This is a genomic window from Telluria mixta, assembly GCF_029223865.1.
In the GTDB taxonomy this organism is placed as follows: domain Bacteria; phylum Pseudomonadota; class Gammaproteobacteria; order Burkholderiales; family Burkholderiaceae_D; genus Telluria; species Telluria mixta.
The window spans coordinates 6,068,071-6,082,593 of record NZ_CP119520.1 but is presented as its reverse complement, the minus strand read 5'-3'; the positions used below and the strand labels follow the sequence as shown (position 1 = coordinate 6,082,593).

Below are 14,523 nucleotides of genomic sequence, written 5' to 3'. Positions count from 1 at the left end.
CTGTCTTGATTATTTTGTGCGCCGCCCGATGGCGCGGGCGATCCGCTGACTGTGCGCCGGGAAGCTTACGGCACGCTTGCTGGAAACTTACGCAGGGCTTACAGGTGGGCCCGGATCTTCGGGATCGTCGTCCGATGTCTCATGCAGCCGCGCATACTTGTACGCCTCCGTCGACCGCTCCAGCGCGAGACCGAGCGTCGTCGTCAGCTCGCTGCGCGACATGCCCTGTTCGAGCTGCTGGACGGCGAAGCTGTTGCGCAGGGTGCGCCCGCCGGCACGCGAGACGGCGATGCCGGCCCGCTCGAACGTCGCGCGCGTCTGCCGGTACACGGTCGCCTTGTGCAGCGGCTCGCCTTCCAGGTTCGCGGGGAAGACGAGGCTACCTGCAATCTCGAGCTCCTCCCGTTCCTTCAGCCATGCGGTCAGTTCGGCCACGCCGGCCTTCGGCAGGGTCGTCGTGTGTTCGTAGCTCGTGCGATGCTTCGCTTCCGGCGTGATGTTCAACGCGAGGGCGCCGTCGATGTCCGGCTGGCGGCCCACTTCGTCCAGCAGCAGGCCGATGGCTTCCGCCACGCGCAGGCCGGCGAGCGCCATCACGATCTGCATCGCGCGGTCGCGTCGGCGCTTCCAGCCGGCGTGGCCCTCCATGTCTTCCGTGCGCCCGGCGGGGAGGGCGGCCAGGAACCGTTGCAGGTCGTCCGGACTCAGCGCCGTCATGGGCGCGTCTTCGGCCAGGTGGGCGCGGTCCGTCGCGATGATGGCCTGGCGCGCGGGATTCGGCGCACGGCCCAGGTACTCGAAGCAGCGCTCCAGCAGGCGCAGGTAGCGGTAGGCGATCTTGCTGTTCAGGTCGCGCTGGCCGTTCTTCGACAGCTCGATGAAACGGCGCAGGTCGGCTGCGTTCACGGTCGACATCCTGAGACCGCGTTCGAGCATCCACGTGGCGAACTTCCCGAACATGAATTTGTAGATCGCCGCGGATTCGCTCGACACCGGCAGCGGGACGTCGCGCTGGCGGCTGGACGTAAGGACGAATTCCGGCGTGACGACGAACGCGGCGAAGGCCTCGACGGGGCGTTTGTCCCAGTCGGCAAGGGAAGGTGGCTGGCTCATGTTGCCATCATACTGCAACTAACCGACTTGGGGCGCGAGCAAAAGCAGAGGTGGCCAGCAGGCCAGAAGTTTCGACAATATACTCGATGGTCTTTACAACGACGCACACACACCTGGAGAGCATCATGTCCGACCATCCACCCGAAGGTCTTCCAGCCTACCGTATCCTGACCGGCCCCGACGACGCCTCGTTCTGCCGCCGCGTCAGCGCCGCGCTCGAGCAGGGTTATCTGCTCTACGGGTCGCCCACCGCGACCTTCAACGGCGAATCCGTCATCGTCGCACAGGCCATCATCTGGCCGAGCAAGCGGTCCTCGATCGCATAAGCGCAGCGGCCACCCGGCCACCCGGCCACCCAACGATCGGCCGGGTGTGTACCCTGATTATGCAACTAACCGACAGATGGCGCCCACAGAGCTCAACCCCGCCACCAACGCGCCAGGGCAGGCGCGCCTTATCGCTCTTATAATGGGAACGCGGTATCCCTCGACACGGGATGTCGCGACAGTCCAATACCGAACGCTACAAAGGAAATCCATGCTCAAGCACATCGTCATGTGGAAACTGAAAGACCACGCCGAAGGCGCCGACCGCGCCGCCAACGCCATCGAAATGAAGCGCCGCCTGGACGAATGCGCCAACATCGTCCCCGGCCAGATCAAGTTCGAGGTTGTCATCGCCCAGCCCGGCCTGGAAGCCACGTACGACGTCGTGCTGTATTCCGAGTTCGAGGACAAGACCGCGCTGGACGCCTACATCAAGCATCCGGTGCACCAGGCCGTGGTGCCGTTCATCGGCGCGATCCGCGAAGGGCGCCAGTGCATGGACTACGAAGTCTGACGTAACAAGCAGAAGCGACGGGAGGTCGCGATGGAGAATTTTGCGGGACGGGTGGCCGTCATCACGGGCGCCGGCAGCGGACTCGGACGCGAGTTCGCCAACGAGGCGGCCCGGCTGGGCATGAAACTGGTCCTGGCCGACATCGATGCGCATGCCCTGGAACAGGCGGCGAGCGCGCTGCAGGCCGGCGGCGCCGACGTGCTCGCGATGGTGTGCGACGTGCGCAAGGCCGCGCACGTGGAAGAACTGGCGGATGCGGCGATGATCCGCTACCACGGCGTGCACCTCCTGTTCAACAATGCCGGTGTCGGCACCGCGGGCCTCATCTGGGAATACACCGAAGCCGACTGGGACTGGGTGCTGGGCGTGAACCTGTGGGGCGTGATCCATGGCGTGCGCGTGTTCACGCCGCTGATGCTCGAGGCGGCGCGCCGCGATCCGGATTACGAAGGCCATATCGTGAACACGGCGTCGATGGCGGGCCTGCTGGTGCCGCCCGTGATGGGGCCGTACAACGTGTCGAAACACGCCGTCGTTGCGCTGTCGGAGACGCTATACCACGACCTGCGCCTTGTCGATGCGTCCGTGAAGGCATCGGTCCTGTGTCCGTATTTCGTGCCGACGGAGATCGCGCACTCGGAACGGCACCGCGCCGGCGAACTGCGTCACGACGCGCCGCCGACGCCCAGCCAGCAGGCGGGCCAGGCGCTGCTCGAACAGGCGGTCGCCTCCGGCACGATGTCAGCCGCGGAGGTGGCCCGCATCACGTTCGACGGCATCCGCCGCGGCGACTTCTACATTCATACGCATCCGCAGGCGCTGCAGGCCGTGGCCCAGCGGATGGACGCCATCGTGCACGGCAATCCGCCGGCCGATGCGTACGCGGCGACACCGCAATTCACGGACCAGCTGAGGGCGGCAGTTCAGGGTTCCGGAAAATAAGGCGGCACGTTCGCCGCGATGTGCGCGAACTCCGCCGGCGACAGCGGCAGCTTGCGGAACGCGGCCCACGATTCGCGCGGCCGGAGGTTGGCGCCCTGCGCCGAGTCCGTCCCGTACAGCACGCGCCCGACGCCGACCTGGCGGATGCGTTTCACCACCAGTGCCGCCGTTTCCGGTTTGATGTCGCGGTCGACGATCGAGGCGACGTCGAACCAGAGGTTGTTCGCATGCGGGTCATGGTTCTCGACCGCGTCCGCCAGCACGGCCATCGCAGCCTGCGCGGGCGGGTCGTCGTAGCCGGGACCGGAACCGGCGAAGTGGGCGACCTGCACGACCACGTCCGGCGCCGCGGGCAGCACCTGGTCGAGGAAGATGCGCGCTTGCGTCGCGCCGTACGGCCGCTTCTTGCCGATGTTCGCGCGCAGGTGGATGACGATGGCCATCCCGTGCACGTTCGCGGCCGCGAACACCTGGCGCAGGCGGGCGACGTGGGCCGGATCGTCCAGCTGCACGTCCGAATTCCCGACGTGCAGCTTGATGCCGTGGTTCAGGCCCGGCGCCTGCGCGCACCGTTCGAGTTCCGCCAGCGCGTAGTCCTTCAACGGGTTGAAACTGCAGAATGCGATCAGCCGGCCGGGGTGGCGGGCCGCCTGCGCGGCTGTCCAGTCGTTTTCGGCCCGCACCTTCGCAACCTCGTCATCGACCTTGCGCGAAGGACTCCCGTACATATAGGCGATGGACAGCAGCACGGCCCGCTTGATGCCGGCCGCGTCCAGCAGCGGAACCAGCTGGTCCGCATCCAGCGGCACGAGCCCGGTCGACGGGCCGAGCATGGCGATGTCGGCCGCGCTGAACACGTGCTGGTGATAATCCCCGGCGGGAACGGTCTGGGCGTGTGCCGCGCCCGCGAAGAGCAGGGCGGCAAGGGGAGCAGCAATGAGGGCGCGGATGGCATTCATCCGGCCAGTGTATCAGCGACTGGCGCAGAACCCCGCATCGTCATTGGTCCCGCCGGCAGCCAGGTCGCGGTTCCAGTCGGGGCCGGACAGGTGCATCGTCGTGCCGTCCATCGTGTATTTGCCGTTCCACAGCCCGGAGAGCGTGCCCTGGACGTTCGGCACGTCGACGGTCCAGCCGACGACCTTGACGGCGCTGTTGTTGGTGACGGCGACCTTGGCGCAGTAGCCGCTGGTCCAGTCGGCCGTGATCACGAGTTTCGCGGTGACGGCACCGGCGGGCGGCGGCGGAGGCGGCTCGGTGGGCTTAGTCGGACGCGTCGCGCACAGGCCCACCTGCGTGGACTGGCCGGGACGCAGCTTGCGGTCGTAGGCCGGGCCCTGCAGGCTGAGGACGCCATTCTCCAGCGTGTACTGCGCGTTCCACAGCGACGTGATCGAGTCCTTGAACGGGAGTGTCGTGCTCCAGTACCCGGCCGTCGTGCCCACGTTCGTCACGGTCAGCGTGCCGCAATACCCGGTGCCCCAGTCGTTCGATGCGTCCAGCTGCGTCTTGAGCTCAAGCGGCGGCGGGGGCGGCAGCGGATTCGGATACGGGCCGGGTTCCGTCGCCGTCGGGTCCAGGAACGCCTGCTTCACGGCGGTGAGCAGCGGGTTGTTGACGCCGTCCGTCGTGCCGTAGTTGATCAGCCAGATGGCGGTGCCGGCGGCGCCTTCGCCGTCCTTCGTCGATTGCGCCCACGCGCCCTTGGCGGCGATGGTCGCCGGTTCCTCGTAGCTGATGTAGCCGCTGGCCCAGTCCGGACGGTCGGCCGGCGTGTAGCCGCCCGGGTAGACGCGGTAGCTCGTCTGCGTGGGCGCGTCCCACGCGTAGATGCCCTTGTCCAGGTAGCCGTATTTATGGAGCATCGTGTAGCTCCAGCGGTAGTCGAGGACCGACCATTTGCCGAGGTCACCGTCCGTCTCCTGGTTCGGGCCCGTGAACGGCGGCGCGTAGTTCGCGCCGTAGAAGCCGATGCCCATGGCCAGCTTCGAGCGGGGTACCCCGGCGTCGACATAGGCCTGGATCGTGCCGGCGATCGAGACGGGCCGGTGTTCCGTGTGTCCCGTCAACGGCGAGAACGTATTGCTGTACCAGCCCTGGCCGAACCAGCCCACGCCATAGCTCATGAAGTTGTACTGGTCGACGAGGGTCGTCATGCGCACGTCGTGCGGCGTCACCTTGTCGATGTTCGTGTTGATGTTCCCGGCCGGGTACGTGATGATCACCGGGCTGTTCTGGTAGCGCGGCCGCGCGTTCGCTTCCTTGCGCAGGTCGATCACGAGGGCTTCCAGCAGCGCCGCCTCGTCCGGGTTCTTGCTGTCGAGGCCTTCCCAGTCGACGTCGATGCCGTCGTAGTCCTTCGCGACCATGTAGTCGACCAGGTTCTTCACGAACGTCGGCCGCACGGCCGGCGCGGCCGACGCGAGGAAGCCCGCATTGTCGCCTTCGCCGCCCAGCATGATCAGGGCCTTGATGTTTGCCTGGTGCGCGCGCCTGACCAGGAATTCCTCGACGGTCCAGTCGTAGGCGGCGCCGGGGCCGACGTCGCGGTTGTCGTGGGCGTTGCCCCCGCCCAGGACGATCTCGCCCGGCTGGCCCGACTTGCCGCCGCCCGGGCCGATGCGGGCGAACACGAAGTGCGTCAGCGCCGTCATGTCGACGTGCTCGGGTTTCTGGTAGTCGGCGTTGTCCCAGAAATAGCCGCCGTAATAGCCCGTGACCCACTTCGGCTGCGTGCCCGGGGTGGTTGCCATCGCCGGCAGCGCTGCCATCAGCGTCAGTCCGGCCAATACCTTGATTGCCTTGCGCATTCTCTGCTCCTTTTGTTGTTACTGTAAGGCAACAAGGTTAGCAGTGCGCTGCGGAAATTCCTGCCCCCACGGGAGGGGCCATCAAATCAGGCTGCGGCCTGGTCGCAAGGTTTCAGGATGCGTTCGTGCAGCTCCGGCTCGTCGTCGCCATACAGCTTGACGACGGTCGACGTGCGGGTGCCGTAGCCCGGGATCTCGATGCAGACGGCGGACAGCTGGCGTTCCAGGTCGAGCGGGACGCCCGTGTCGGGCAGGCGCATGTCCGGGGCGCGGGTCGTATCGGCCAGCATTTCGAAATACGCTTCTTCCGGCGCGCCCTGCAGCAGCAGGCTGGCGAACGTCGCCTTGGTGCGCACGACCTTGGGCCAGGGCGCATCCAGCAGGCCGTTCGAGACGCCGTAGATGCCCGGCTCCAGCGCCTTGCCGTTGCGCGGGTCGTCCCCGGCATGGTTCGAGAACCAGTACATGCCGGCGGCATCGCCGAGGATCAGGTTGAAGCCGTTGAAGGCATCCGCACCGGGCGCGATGCGGGCGAGGTACGCCTCCGCCTCCTCGTCGCCCTTGAGGAAATCGGCGACGAGGGCGCCGCGCGTGGGCGCGTCCGTGCGCCAGTCGCTGGGGGCGCGGATGTTGGTGAGGGCGGCGAATTTCGGACCGTTCGGACCATCCTTCGTCACACCCATCCAGCTGCCGCCGCCGCGCAGGTCGCGGCCCGCGATGATGTTGGGTGCGTCCGGCCAAGGGCCGGCCGGGGTGGCGGGACGATCATAGTATTCGTCGCGGTTGGCGCAGGCGACCAGCGGCAGGCCCGGGATCACGCGCCAGGCAAAAACGATCAGGCACATGTTGGGAGATCCATGAAGATTTCGGCGCGGCGGGGACCCTCGATGAGGGATGCCAGGCCGGCACTGCGGGCCGCGTCTTCGAGCCGCGCGGGAAAGGCATCGTCCACGCCCGGATACACTTCCATCCAGGTCTGCAGGCCGGCGCTGGCTTCGGGCCGACGCTTCAACTGCGCCGGCACGCCGACGCTGTCCTGCAGCGCGCGCACGCGCGGCGCCAGCGCGGCGGCGTCAAGCTCGCGCACCTTGTAATAGACGTACAGGTCGATCATGAGCGTCAAACGTCAAGCGCGTCGAGCGCGTACGGCAGCGGCAGGAAATCCAGCTTCGTGCCCCCGGCCGAGCCGTGGCGCACGTCGCCGTCCAGTGCCGCGAGCTTGATCTCGACGAGGGCATCGGCCCCGCCCGCGCCGTTCGGCGCCGCGTTGACGATCATGCCCGACGGCTGGTCCGGGTCGGTGACGGAATAGACTTCGTCGCCGGGACGCGCGGCCGCGTCAGGCAGTGTGGCGAGCGCCGTGCGCCGTTTCAGCTTGCCGAGGTACTGGCTGCGGGCGACGATTTCCTGGCCCGGGTAGCAGCCCTTTTTGAAATTGACGCCGCCGAGCAGCTCGTAGTTGACCATCTGCGGCACGAACTGTTCCTGCGTGCCGGGGCCGATCTGCGGGACGCCGGCGTGGATGGCCGCCAGTTGCCAGGCTGCGTTGCCGCCCAGCGCGAGCGCGTCCTTCCACGCGGACAGCGCGGCGATGGCATTATCGGCCGTGGTCAGCCACAGGTAGCGCGGCTGGTTGAACGCGTCGGCGAGACGGATCACGGTGCCGGCGTCGCCGTCGATCTTCGCGTAGGGAGCGTCGGGCAGGGTGCCGACGCGCTCGCGCAGCGCATCGGCCGCCGCCGCGCCGCCCAGGCCGAGGACGGCCGCGCGGGCCGGTTCGTCGGTGGCGTCGCGCAGCTTCGCTTTCGCGCGCAGCACGAACATCGTCAGGCGCTTCTGCAGCGGCGCCTGGATGGCGCGCGGCAGTTGCAGGTAAATACTCTCCGCATCGCGCCACATCAGGAACGTGGCCTGCAGGCGGCCCTTCGGCGTGCAATAGCCGGCGAGACGCGCTTCGGAGGTGCCGAGGTGCTCCACGTCGTTGGTGAGCTGGTTGTGGAGGAAACTGGCGGCGTCGTCGCCGGCGATGCCAATCAGGCCCAGGTCGGTGACGGAGGCGACGATACCGCGTTCGAGGTCGGCGGTAGTGAGCACGCGGCCGAAGTCCTCGACTTGCGTCGGGCTATCGGGATGAAAGCGGGCGCCCAGGGTGGCGAGGTGTTCGATCCAATGGTTCATACACGAATTATTTCCGGTTTGGCTGTATCGGCTTTATGATTACGGCCTCATTATAAGTTCGCCTTCGAAAATGCGCCGACGACGGCAAAAAACCAGGTCCAGCATGGCATTCATAAAAAAACTCATCGTCACAGGCGTCATCGTGGCCGTCGGTGCCGGCGCCGGCTTCCAGTGGTGGAGCAAGCAGCCGATCACGCCGGGCAACGCGGCCGTCATCCCGTTCGCCATCGCGCAGGGCAGCGGTGTCGCGGGCGCCGCGCAGCAGATGGCGACGGCCGGCGTGCCCGTCAACCCGTTCCTGTTCGGGGTGCTGGCGCGCGTCACCGGCAAGGCCGGCCAGATCAAGGCCGGCAGCTACGAGCTGAAGCCGGATACGTCCCCGCGCCGCCTCCTCACGCAGCTCGTGCGCGGCGAGTTCGCGCAGGAATCGCTGACGATCATCGAGGGCTGGACGTTCCGCCAGATGCGGCAGGCCATCGATGCGGCGCCGAACCTGAAACACGAGACCGCGAAACTGTCCGACCAGGAGTTGCTGGCGAAGATCGCGCCGGACTACAAGGCACCGGAAGGCCTGTTCTTCCCCGATACGTATCTGTTCGCGAAGAACGCGAGCGACCTGTCGATCTACCGGCAGGCACACGAGATGATGATGAAGCGCCTGAAGGCCGCGTGGGAAAAACGCGATCCGGGCCTGCCGTACACGGAGCCCTACCAGGCCTTGATCATGGCCTCGCTGGTGGAAAAGGAAACGGGCCAGAAGAGCGAACGCGGGATGATCGCGGGCGTCTTCGTGAACCGCCTGAAGGCCGGCATGCTGCTGCAGACCGACCCCACCGTCATCTACGGCATGGGCGATAAATATGACGGCAAGATCCGCAAAAAGGATCTCGAGACGGACACCCCGTACAATACCTATACGCGCGCCGGTTTGCCGCCGACGCCGATCGCGCTGCCGGGCGTGCAATCGCTCGCCGCCGCGACGGCGCCCGCGAAGACGGAAGCCCTGTACTTCGTGTCGCGCGGCGATGGCACCAGCCACTTCTCGGTCAACCTGAATGAGCACAACAAGGCCGTGAACCAGTACCAGCGCAACCAGTCGCAGTAATTACGAATGAATCCAATGAACCAGAACGATGCCACCCGCGGGCGCTTCATCACCTTCGAAGGCATCGACGGCGCCGGCAAGTCGACGCACATCGGCTACGTCACCTCGCTGCTGAAGGGCGCGGGCAAGCGGGTCGTGTCGACGCGCGAGCCGGGCGGCACGCCGCTCGGCGAAAAGCTGCGCGACCTCGTGCTGCACGAAAAGATGCACCTCGAGACGGAAGCCCTCATCATGTTCGCCAGCCGGCGCGAACACGTGGCGCAAGTCGTCGAACCGGCCATCGCGCGCGGCGACTGGGTCTTGTCCGACCGCTTCACGGATGCCAGCTTCGCCTACCAGGGCGGCGGACGCGGTCTCGATCGTGCCAAGCTGGACGCGCTGGAACAATGGGTGCATCCGCACCTGCAGCCGGACCTGACCCTGCTGTTCGACGTCCCGCTGGACGTGGCGAAAGCCCGCCTGTCCGCCTCGCGCACGCTCGACAAGTTCGAGATGGAACAGGCCGATTTCTTTGCGCGCGTGCGGGGCGAATACCTGCGCCGCGCGGCCGAATCGCAGGGCCGCATCGTCGTCATCGATTCGACGAAGACCATCGACGAGGTGCGCGCCGCGCTGCAGGCCGCGCTGGAGACCTGGCTGTGAGCATGTACCCGTGGCAAGAAGACGCGTGGACGCGGCTGCAGGCGATGCGCGTGCGGCTGCCGCACGCCATCCTCTTCTACGGCCCGTCCGGCATCGGCAAGGCCGATTTTATTGAAGCGTTCGCGCAGGCGCTGCTGTGCGAAAACGTGAGGCCCGACGGCCACGCGTGCGGCGCATGCGCGTCGTGCGGCTGGTTTGTCCAGGGCAATCACCCCGACTACCGCCGCGTGCGGCCGGAAGCGATGGAGGACGAAGCGCCCGCTGCCGAGGGCGACGAGGCGCCGGCGGAAGAGAAAAAAACGAAGTCGAAGACGGCGTCGAAAGAGATCAAGATCGAGCAGGTGCGCGCACTGGCCGATTTCATGAACATCTCGACACACCGCCAGGGCCTGCGCGTCGTCGTGCTGTATCCGGCCGAGGCGCTGAACATGCCGGCGTCGAACGCGCTGCTCAAGACGCTCGAGGAACCGCCGCCAGGGACCGTGTTCCTGCTGGCATCGAACGGGCTGGACCGGCTGCTGCCGACCATCCTGTCGCGCTGCCGCAAGTTCGCCTTGCCGATGCCGGACCACGCCCAGGCGTTGGCCTGGCTGGGGGCGCAGGGCGTCACCGATGCGGACGGCTGGCTGCGCGAACAGGGCGGTGCACCGCTCGCGGCGCTGGCCCAGGCCGAGACGGGCAGCCGCGATGAGCTCGACAGCCTGCTGCAGGTGCTCGCGCAACCGAGCGTGGATGCGGCGTTGCGCAGTGCTGACAAATTGAGCAAGGCGCCGCTGGCGTCGCTCGTCGCGTGGCAGCAGCGGTGGCTGTATGACGTGTTTTCGTACAAGCTGTCCGGAGTGATCCGGTATTATCCGAGATATCAGCGGGAACTCGCGGCGTTGGCTGGGCGCGTGCACGTGGCTAACCTGCTGCAGGCGATCAAGTCCACGAACGAACGCCGCGCCGTGGCCGATCACCCCCTGTCTCCGAAACTGTTTGTCGAAGACATGTTGCTTGATTACACTGCCCGCTGCGGTCCTCAGTGACCTGATCGATGAAAGGAAGATGATGAGCGTATCTCCGAACGGTCCGATCAGCGGCCTGCCCGCGGATCCGAACGCGCCCCAGCCGGTGCGGCCGTCCGTATTGTCGCTCGCCATCAAGGAAAAAGCCGCCCTGTACGCGGCCTACATGCCGTTCCTGAAGAATGGCGGCATGTTCGTGCCGACCAACAAGCCGTACAAGATCGGCGACGAGATCTATCTGATCCTGTCGCTGATGGACGACCCGAACAAATACCCGATCGCCGGCAAGGTCGCGTGGATCACGCCGGCCGGTGCGAACAACAACAAGGCGCAAGGCATTGGCGTGCACTTCCCGGCCGACGAGACCGGGCAGCGTGCCCGCCTGCGCATCGAAGAAATCCTTGGCGCCGCGCTGCGTTCGTCACGCGCCACCCATACCCTGTAATTTTTTTGGCTTCACCATGCCGTCCTACGTACACCGCCTCGCCCGCATCGAAGACCTGCCCGTCATCGTCGACATCTACAACTCCACCATCGCGTCGCGCGAAGTCACGGCGGACACCGAACCCGTCACCGTGCAATCGCGCGAAGGCTGGTTCAACGACCACACGCCGGAACGCCGTCCGCTATGGGTGATCCATGACGCGGCCGATGCGTCCGACAGCCCGGCCGTGATCGGCTGGTGCTCGTATTCGAATTTCTACGGCCGTCCGGCATACTCGGGCACGGCCGAGCTGTCGATCTATATCGCGGAAGCATGGCGCGGCAAGGGTGTCGGTCGGTACTGCCTGGAACAGGCGATGGCGTTCGCGCCGAATGTGAACGTGCATACCTTGCTCGGGTTTATCTTCGGGCACAACGCGCCGAGCCTCGGACTGTTCCGCAAATACGGGTTCGATACGTGGGCACATTTCCCGCGCGTGGCGAACCTGGATGGCATCGAGCGGGACCTGATCATCCTGGGCAAGCGCGTGGCCTGAGACCCCAAGACCGTCGCCCCTGCGAAGGCAGGGGCCCAATTTTACGTAGCGTTGACGCGAGGAAATGGGGTTCCCGCCTACGCGGGAACGACGGTGGGCGGCGAGCCGATGGCGCCTCGCGTACAATATCGGGATGTATATCGATTCCCACTGCCACATCAATTTCCCGGAACTGGCCGCCCGGATGCCGGAGATCCTGGCCAAGATGGCCGAGAACAAGGTCTCGCACGCGCTGTGCGTCTCCGTCGACCTGCCGGAGTTCCCCAGCGTGCTCGCGCTGGCCGAGCAATATCCGCACATTTATGCCTCCGTCGGCGTGCATCCCGATTACGAGGACACGCCCGAGCCTACCGTCGCGCAGCTGGTCGAGCTGGCGGATCACCCGAAGGTCATCGCGATCGGCGAGACGGGGCTCGATTATTACCGGCTGGAAGGCGACCTCGAGTGGCAGCGCGAGCGTTTCCGCACGCACATCCGCGCATCGCGCGAGACGCGCAAACCCCTGATCATCCACACGCGTTCGGCCAGCGAAGACACGATCCGCATCATGCGCGAAGAAGGCGCGGGCACGGACAAGGGCGGCGTCGCGGGCGTCATGCACTGCTTCACGGAGTCGCTGGAAGTGGCCCAGGCCGCCATCGGGATGGGCTTCTATATTTCGTTCTCGGGCATCGTGACGTTCAAGAGCGCGAAGGACCTGCAGGCGGTGGCGAAGGCGGTGCCGCTCGACCGTATCCTCATCGAGACGGATTCGCCTTACCTCGCGCCCGTGCCGTTCCGCGGCAAGATGAACGAGCCGGGCTATGTGGCGCACGTGGCGGAGTACATCGCCACGTTGAAGGATGTCCCGTTGCGCGAGATCGCCGACCGCACCACCGAGAATTTCTTCAACCTGTTCAAGGCCGCGAGGACCTGACCCATGACCCTTCTTCGAGCTATCCTGCTTGCCGCCACGCTGGCGGCGCCCGCCCTGGCGCTGGCCGACCAGACGAGCGACTTTTTCCGTGCGGTGCAGATGGACGATGCCGGCACGGTGCGTTCGTTGCTGGGCAAGGTCGATCCGAACCAGCCCAATCCCGTCGGTGGCGAGCCTGCCCTCGTGCTGGCCGTGCGCGAAGGCGCGATGCAGGTGGTCGACGCGCTGCTGCGCAACCCCGGCACGAACGTCGACGCGCCTGCGCTGAACGGCAACACGGCGCTGATGATGGCCGCGTACAAGCACAACAAGCCGGCAGCGGAAGCCCTCATCGCGAAAGGCGCGGCCGTGAACCGTCCCGGCTGGACGCCGCTGCACTACGCGGCCGCCAGCGGCGATAACGACATCGCGCGCCTGCTGCTGGCGCACGGCGCGCGCATCGATGCGCAGTCGCCGCCGGCCAGCGGCAAGTTCACGCCGCTGATGATGGCGGCGCGCGAGGGCCACGATGACACGGCCGTGTTCCTGCTCGGCCAGGGCGCGGATCCGCAACTGAAGAATGGGGAAGGCCTGACGGCGGCCGGGATCGCGCGCAAGGCCGATCACGCCGGCATTGCCGAGGCGCTCGACAGGAAGGTCAAGTCTGCCCGCTGAGCGGGCCGGTCTCGCTTTCCCCGCACTTGTGGGCGCGCTTCCTGGTGTACATGTGCGCGTCCGCATGCATCAGCAGGGTCTCGACCTGGTCCGCATGATCCGGGAACAGGCCGATCCCGATGCTGACCCCGATGCGCAGCGGCGCGCACTGCGTCGGCACGGGCCGCACGAGCGCGGCGCAGATCTTGTCGGCGCAGTGTTCGGCGTCCTCGGGCGCCTGCAGGTCTTCCAGCAGCAGCACGAATTCGTCGCCGCCCAGGCGCGCCACCGTGTCCGACTCGCGCGCGCATTCCACCAGCCGGGCCGCGACCTCCCGTAACAGCGCGTCGCCGGCCGCATGGCCGTAGCGATCGTTGACCAGCTTGAAATCGTTCACGTCCACGTACAGCAGCCCGAGCCGCGAGTGACAGCGCCGCGCCCGCGCGACGGCCGTGCGGATGCGGTCGAAGAACAGCCGGCGGTTCGGCAGGCCCGTCAGTTCGTCGAGGCAGGCGGACCGCATCAGGTCGTCGTGCAGGCGCTTGCGCTCCAGCGCCAGCCCGACCTGGGCCGCGACGAAGCGCAGCAGGCCGCGGTCGGCCGGCGAGTAGCCCGTGCCGGCATGGTCGCGCAGCAGCAGCGCGCCGATCGTACCGGCCGGGCCGCCCAGTTCGATCATGAGCCAGGTATTCAGCCGCCCCGCGCCAACGTGGCGGACGGCGTCCGGCGCGATACTGTCCGGCGTCGTCGCCGTGGCGCGCCAGCGCGCGAGGCAGGCGCGCGACGGCAGGCGCGTTTGCGGGTCGTGGTCGCGCTGGTAGACCACCTTGAAACCGTGCTGCGGGGTCGGGTCGCTCACGACGACCATGCCCGGGGCGCCCACGAGGCGGTCGAGGATGGCGTGGATCTCGCCGCACAGTCCGGCCAGGTCGCCCGTATGATAGACGGCTTCGGAAATCGCATACGTCGCCGCCTGGCGCCGCTCGGCGCGCTTGCGGGCGCTGATGTCGCGCGCGACGCCCAGGCGCAGGCCGTGGTCCGCGATCCAGCGGGCCGACCACATCACGTCGACGCGGCGCCCGTCCTTGTGCAGGTAGCGGTTCTCGAAGCCGACGCGTTCCTGGCCGGCCAGCACGCGCGCGCTTTCCATGCACGTGATGGCGCGGTCTTCGGGAACGACGAAATCGAGCATGTATTGGCCGATCAGCTCGGTGGGGCGGTAGCCGAGCATGCGCTCGCAGCCGGCGCTGACGTCCACGATGATGCCACGCCGGTCCACCAGGAAAACGACGTCCAGGAGCAGGTCGGCGATGTTCGCCGAGAGGGAACGGATCGAATGTACCATGGCGGCCCGAAA

Annotated in this window: 17 protein-coding genes; 10 read left to right on the top strand and 7 right to left on the bottom strand. The window is 66.8% G+C overall.

The annotated features are described in order from the left end of the window. Positions 1-87: 87 nt before the first annotated feature. Complete coding sequence (locus tag P0M04_RS26830; RefSeq protein WP_259452728.1) at positions 88-1,113, bottom strand: tyrosine-type recombinase/integrase; 1,026 nt, start codon at positions 1,111-1,113, stop codon at positions 88-90. Positions 1,114-1,238: 125 nt separating this feature from the next. Between P0M04_RS26830 and P0M04_RS26825 the strand changes: the two genes are divergently transcribed. From P0M04_RS26825 to P0M04_RS26815, 3 genes are all read left to right on the top strand, one after another. Next, the gene (locus P0M04_RS26825) at positions 1,239-1,439 is read left to right on the top strand and encodes a DUF1737 domain-containing protein (protein WP_259452729.1); all 201 of its coding nucleotides are present in this window, start codon (positions 1,239-1,241) and stop codon (positions 1,437-1,439) included. A 211-nt stretch (positions 1,440-1,650) separates the two neighbouring features. Beyond that, positions 1,651-1,953 carry a Dabb family protein gene (locus P0M04_RS26820; RefSeq protein ID WP_259452730.1) on the top strand — a complete coding sequence of 101 codons (303 nt, stop codon included), beginning with the start codon at positions 1,651-1,653 and terminating at the stop codon, positions 1,951-1,953. A 30-nt stretch (positions 1,954-1,983) separates the two neighbouring features. Beyond that, positions 1,984-2,895: an SDR family oxidoreductase gene (locus P0M04_RS26815; RefSeq protein ID WP_259452731.1), complete on the top strand. Its 912-nt coding sequence runs from the start codon at positions 1,984-1,986 to the stop codon at positions 2,893-2,895. Here P0M04_RS26815 and P0M04_RS26810 read toward each other — a convergent pair. The 5 genes from P0M04_RS26810 to ygfZ form a co-directional block, all read right to left on the bottom strand. Continuing rightward, entirely contained in the window at positions 2,877-3,854 is a 978-nt protein-coding gene (locus P0M04_RS26810; RefSeq protein WP_259452732.1) for an amidohydrolase family protein, read from the bottom strand. The genes P0M04_RS26815 and P0M04_RS26810 overlap by 19 nt on opposite strands. A gap of 12 nt (positions 3,855-3,866) precedes the next feature. Then, the gene (locus P0M04_RS26805) at positions 3,867-5,705 is read right to left on the bottom strand and encodes a glycosyl hydrolase family 18 protein (protein ID WP_259452733.1); all 1,839 of its coding nucleotides are present in this window, start codon (positions 5,703-5,705) and stop codon (positions 3,867-3,869) included. An 86-nt stretch (positions 5,706-5,791) separates the two neighbouring features. Then, positions 5,792-6,550 carry an NRDE family protein gene (locus P0M04_RS26800; RefSeq protein ID WP_259452734.1) on the bottom strand — a complete coding sequence of 253 codons (759 nt, stop codon included), beginning with the start codon at positions 6,548-6,550 and terminating at the stop codon, positions 5,792-5,794. Beyond that, entirely contained in the window at positions 6,541-6,819 is a 279-nt protein-coding gene (locus tag P0M04_RS26795) for a DUF4936 family protein (RefSeq protein WP_259452735.1), read from the bottom strand. The genes P0M04_RS26800 and P0M04_RS26795 overlap by 10 nt, the downstream gene beginning before the upstream one ends. 5 nt (positions 6,820-6,824) lie before the next feature. Next, positions 6,825-7,883, bottom strand: coding sequence for a CAF17-like 4Fe-4S cluster assembly/insertion protein YgfZ (gene ygfZ / locus P0M04_RS26790; RefSeq protein ID WP_259452736.1), 1,059 nt, complete (start codon positions 7,881-7,883; stop codon positions 6,825-6,827). 103 nt (positions 7,884-7,986) lie between these two features. Here ygfZ and mltG point away from each other — a divergent pair, with 103 nt between their 5' ends. The 7 genes from mltG (at position 7,987) to P0M04_RS26755 (ending at position 13,187) form a co-directional block, all read left to right on the top strand. Continuing rightward, positions 7,987-8,988, top strand: a complete 1,002-nt coding sequence (gene mltG / locus P0M04_RS26785; protein WP_259452737.1) for an endolytic transglycosylase MltG — start codon at positions 7,987-7,989, stop codon at positions 8,986-8,988. 15 nt (positions 8,989-9,003) lie between these two features. Continuing rightward, positions 9,004-9,630, top strand: coding sequence for a dTMP kinase (gene tmk / locus P0M04_RS26780; RefSeq protein ID WP_259452738.1), 627 nt, complete (start codon positions 9,004-9,006; stop codon positions 9,628-9,630). 2 nt (positions 9,631-9,632) lie between these two features. Further along, positions 9,633-10,658, top strand: coding sequence for a DNA polymerase III subunit delta' (locus P0M04_RS26775; RefSeq protein ID WP_259452739.1), 1,026 nt, complete (start codon positions 9,633-9,635; stop codon positions 10,656-10,658). A 22-nt stretch (positions 10,659-10,680) separates the two neighbouring features. Then, positions 10,681-11,082 (top strand): PilZ domain-containing protein, encoded by a 402-nt coding sequence (locus P0M04_RS26770; RefSeq protein WP_259452752.1) that lies wholly within the window; start codon positions 10,681-10,683, stop codon positions 11,080-11,082. Positions 11,083-11,098: 16 nt separating this feature from the next. Then, positions 11,099-11,617, top strand: coding sequence for a GNAT family N-acetyltransferase (locus P0M04_RS26765; RefSeq protein WP_259452740.1), 519 nt, complete (start codon positions 11,099-11,101; stop codon positions 11,615-11,617). A gap of 133 nt (positions 11,618-11,750) precedes the next feature. Continuing rightward, positions 11,751-12,533: a TatD family hydrolase gene (locus tag P0M04_RS26760; RefSeq protein ID WP_259452741.1), complete on the top strand. Its 783-nt coding sequence runs from the start codon at positions 11,751-11,753 to the stop codon at positions 12,531-12,533. Between the two features lie 3 nt (positions 12,534-12,536). Beyond that, positions 12,537-13,187, top strand: coding sequence for an ankyrin repeat domain-containing protein (locus tag P0M04_RS26755; protein WP_259452742.1), 651 nt, complete (start codon positions 12,537-12,539; stop codon positions 13,185-13,187). On the opposite strand, the gene P0M04_RS26750 is transcribed toward P0M04_RS26755, so the two are convergent. Continuing rightward, positions 13,171-14,511: a diguanylate cyclase domain-containing protein gene (locus tag P0M04_RS26750; protein ID WP_259452743.1), complete on the bottom strand. Its 1,341-nt coding sequence runs from the start codon at positions 14,509-14,511 to the stop codon at positions 13,171-13,173. The two genes, P0M04_RS26755 and P0M04_RS26750, sit on opposite strands and share 17 nt — an antisense overlap. Between the last annotated feature and the right edge of the window lie 12 nt (positions 14,512-14,523).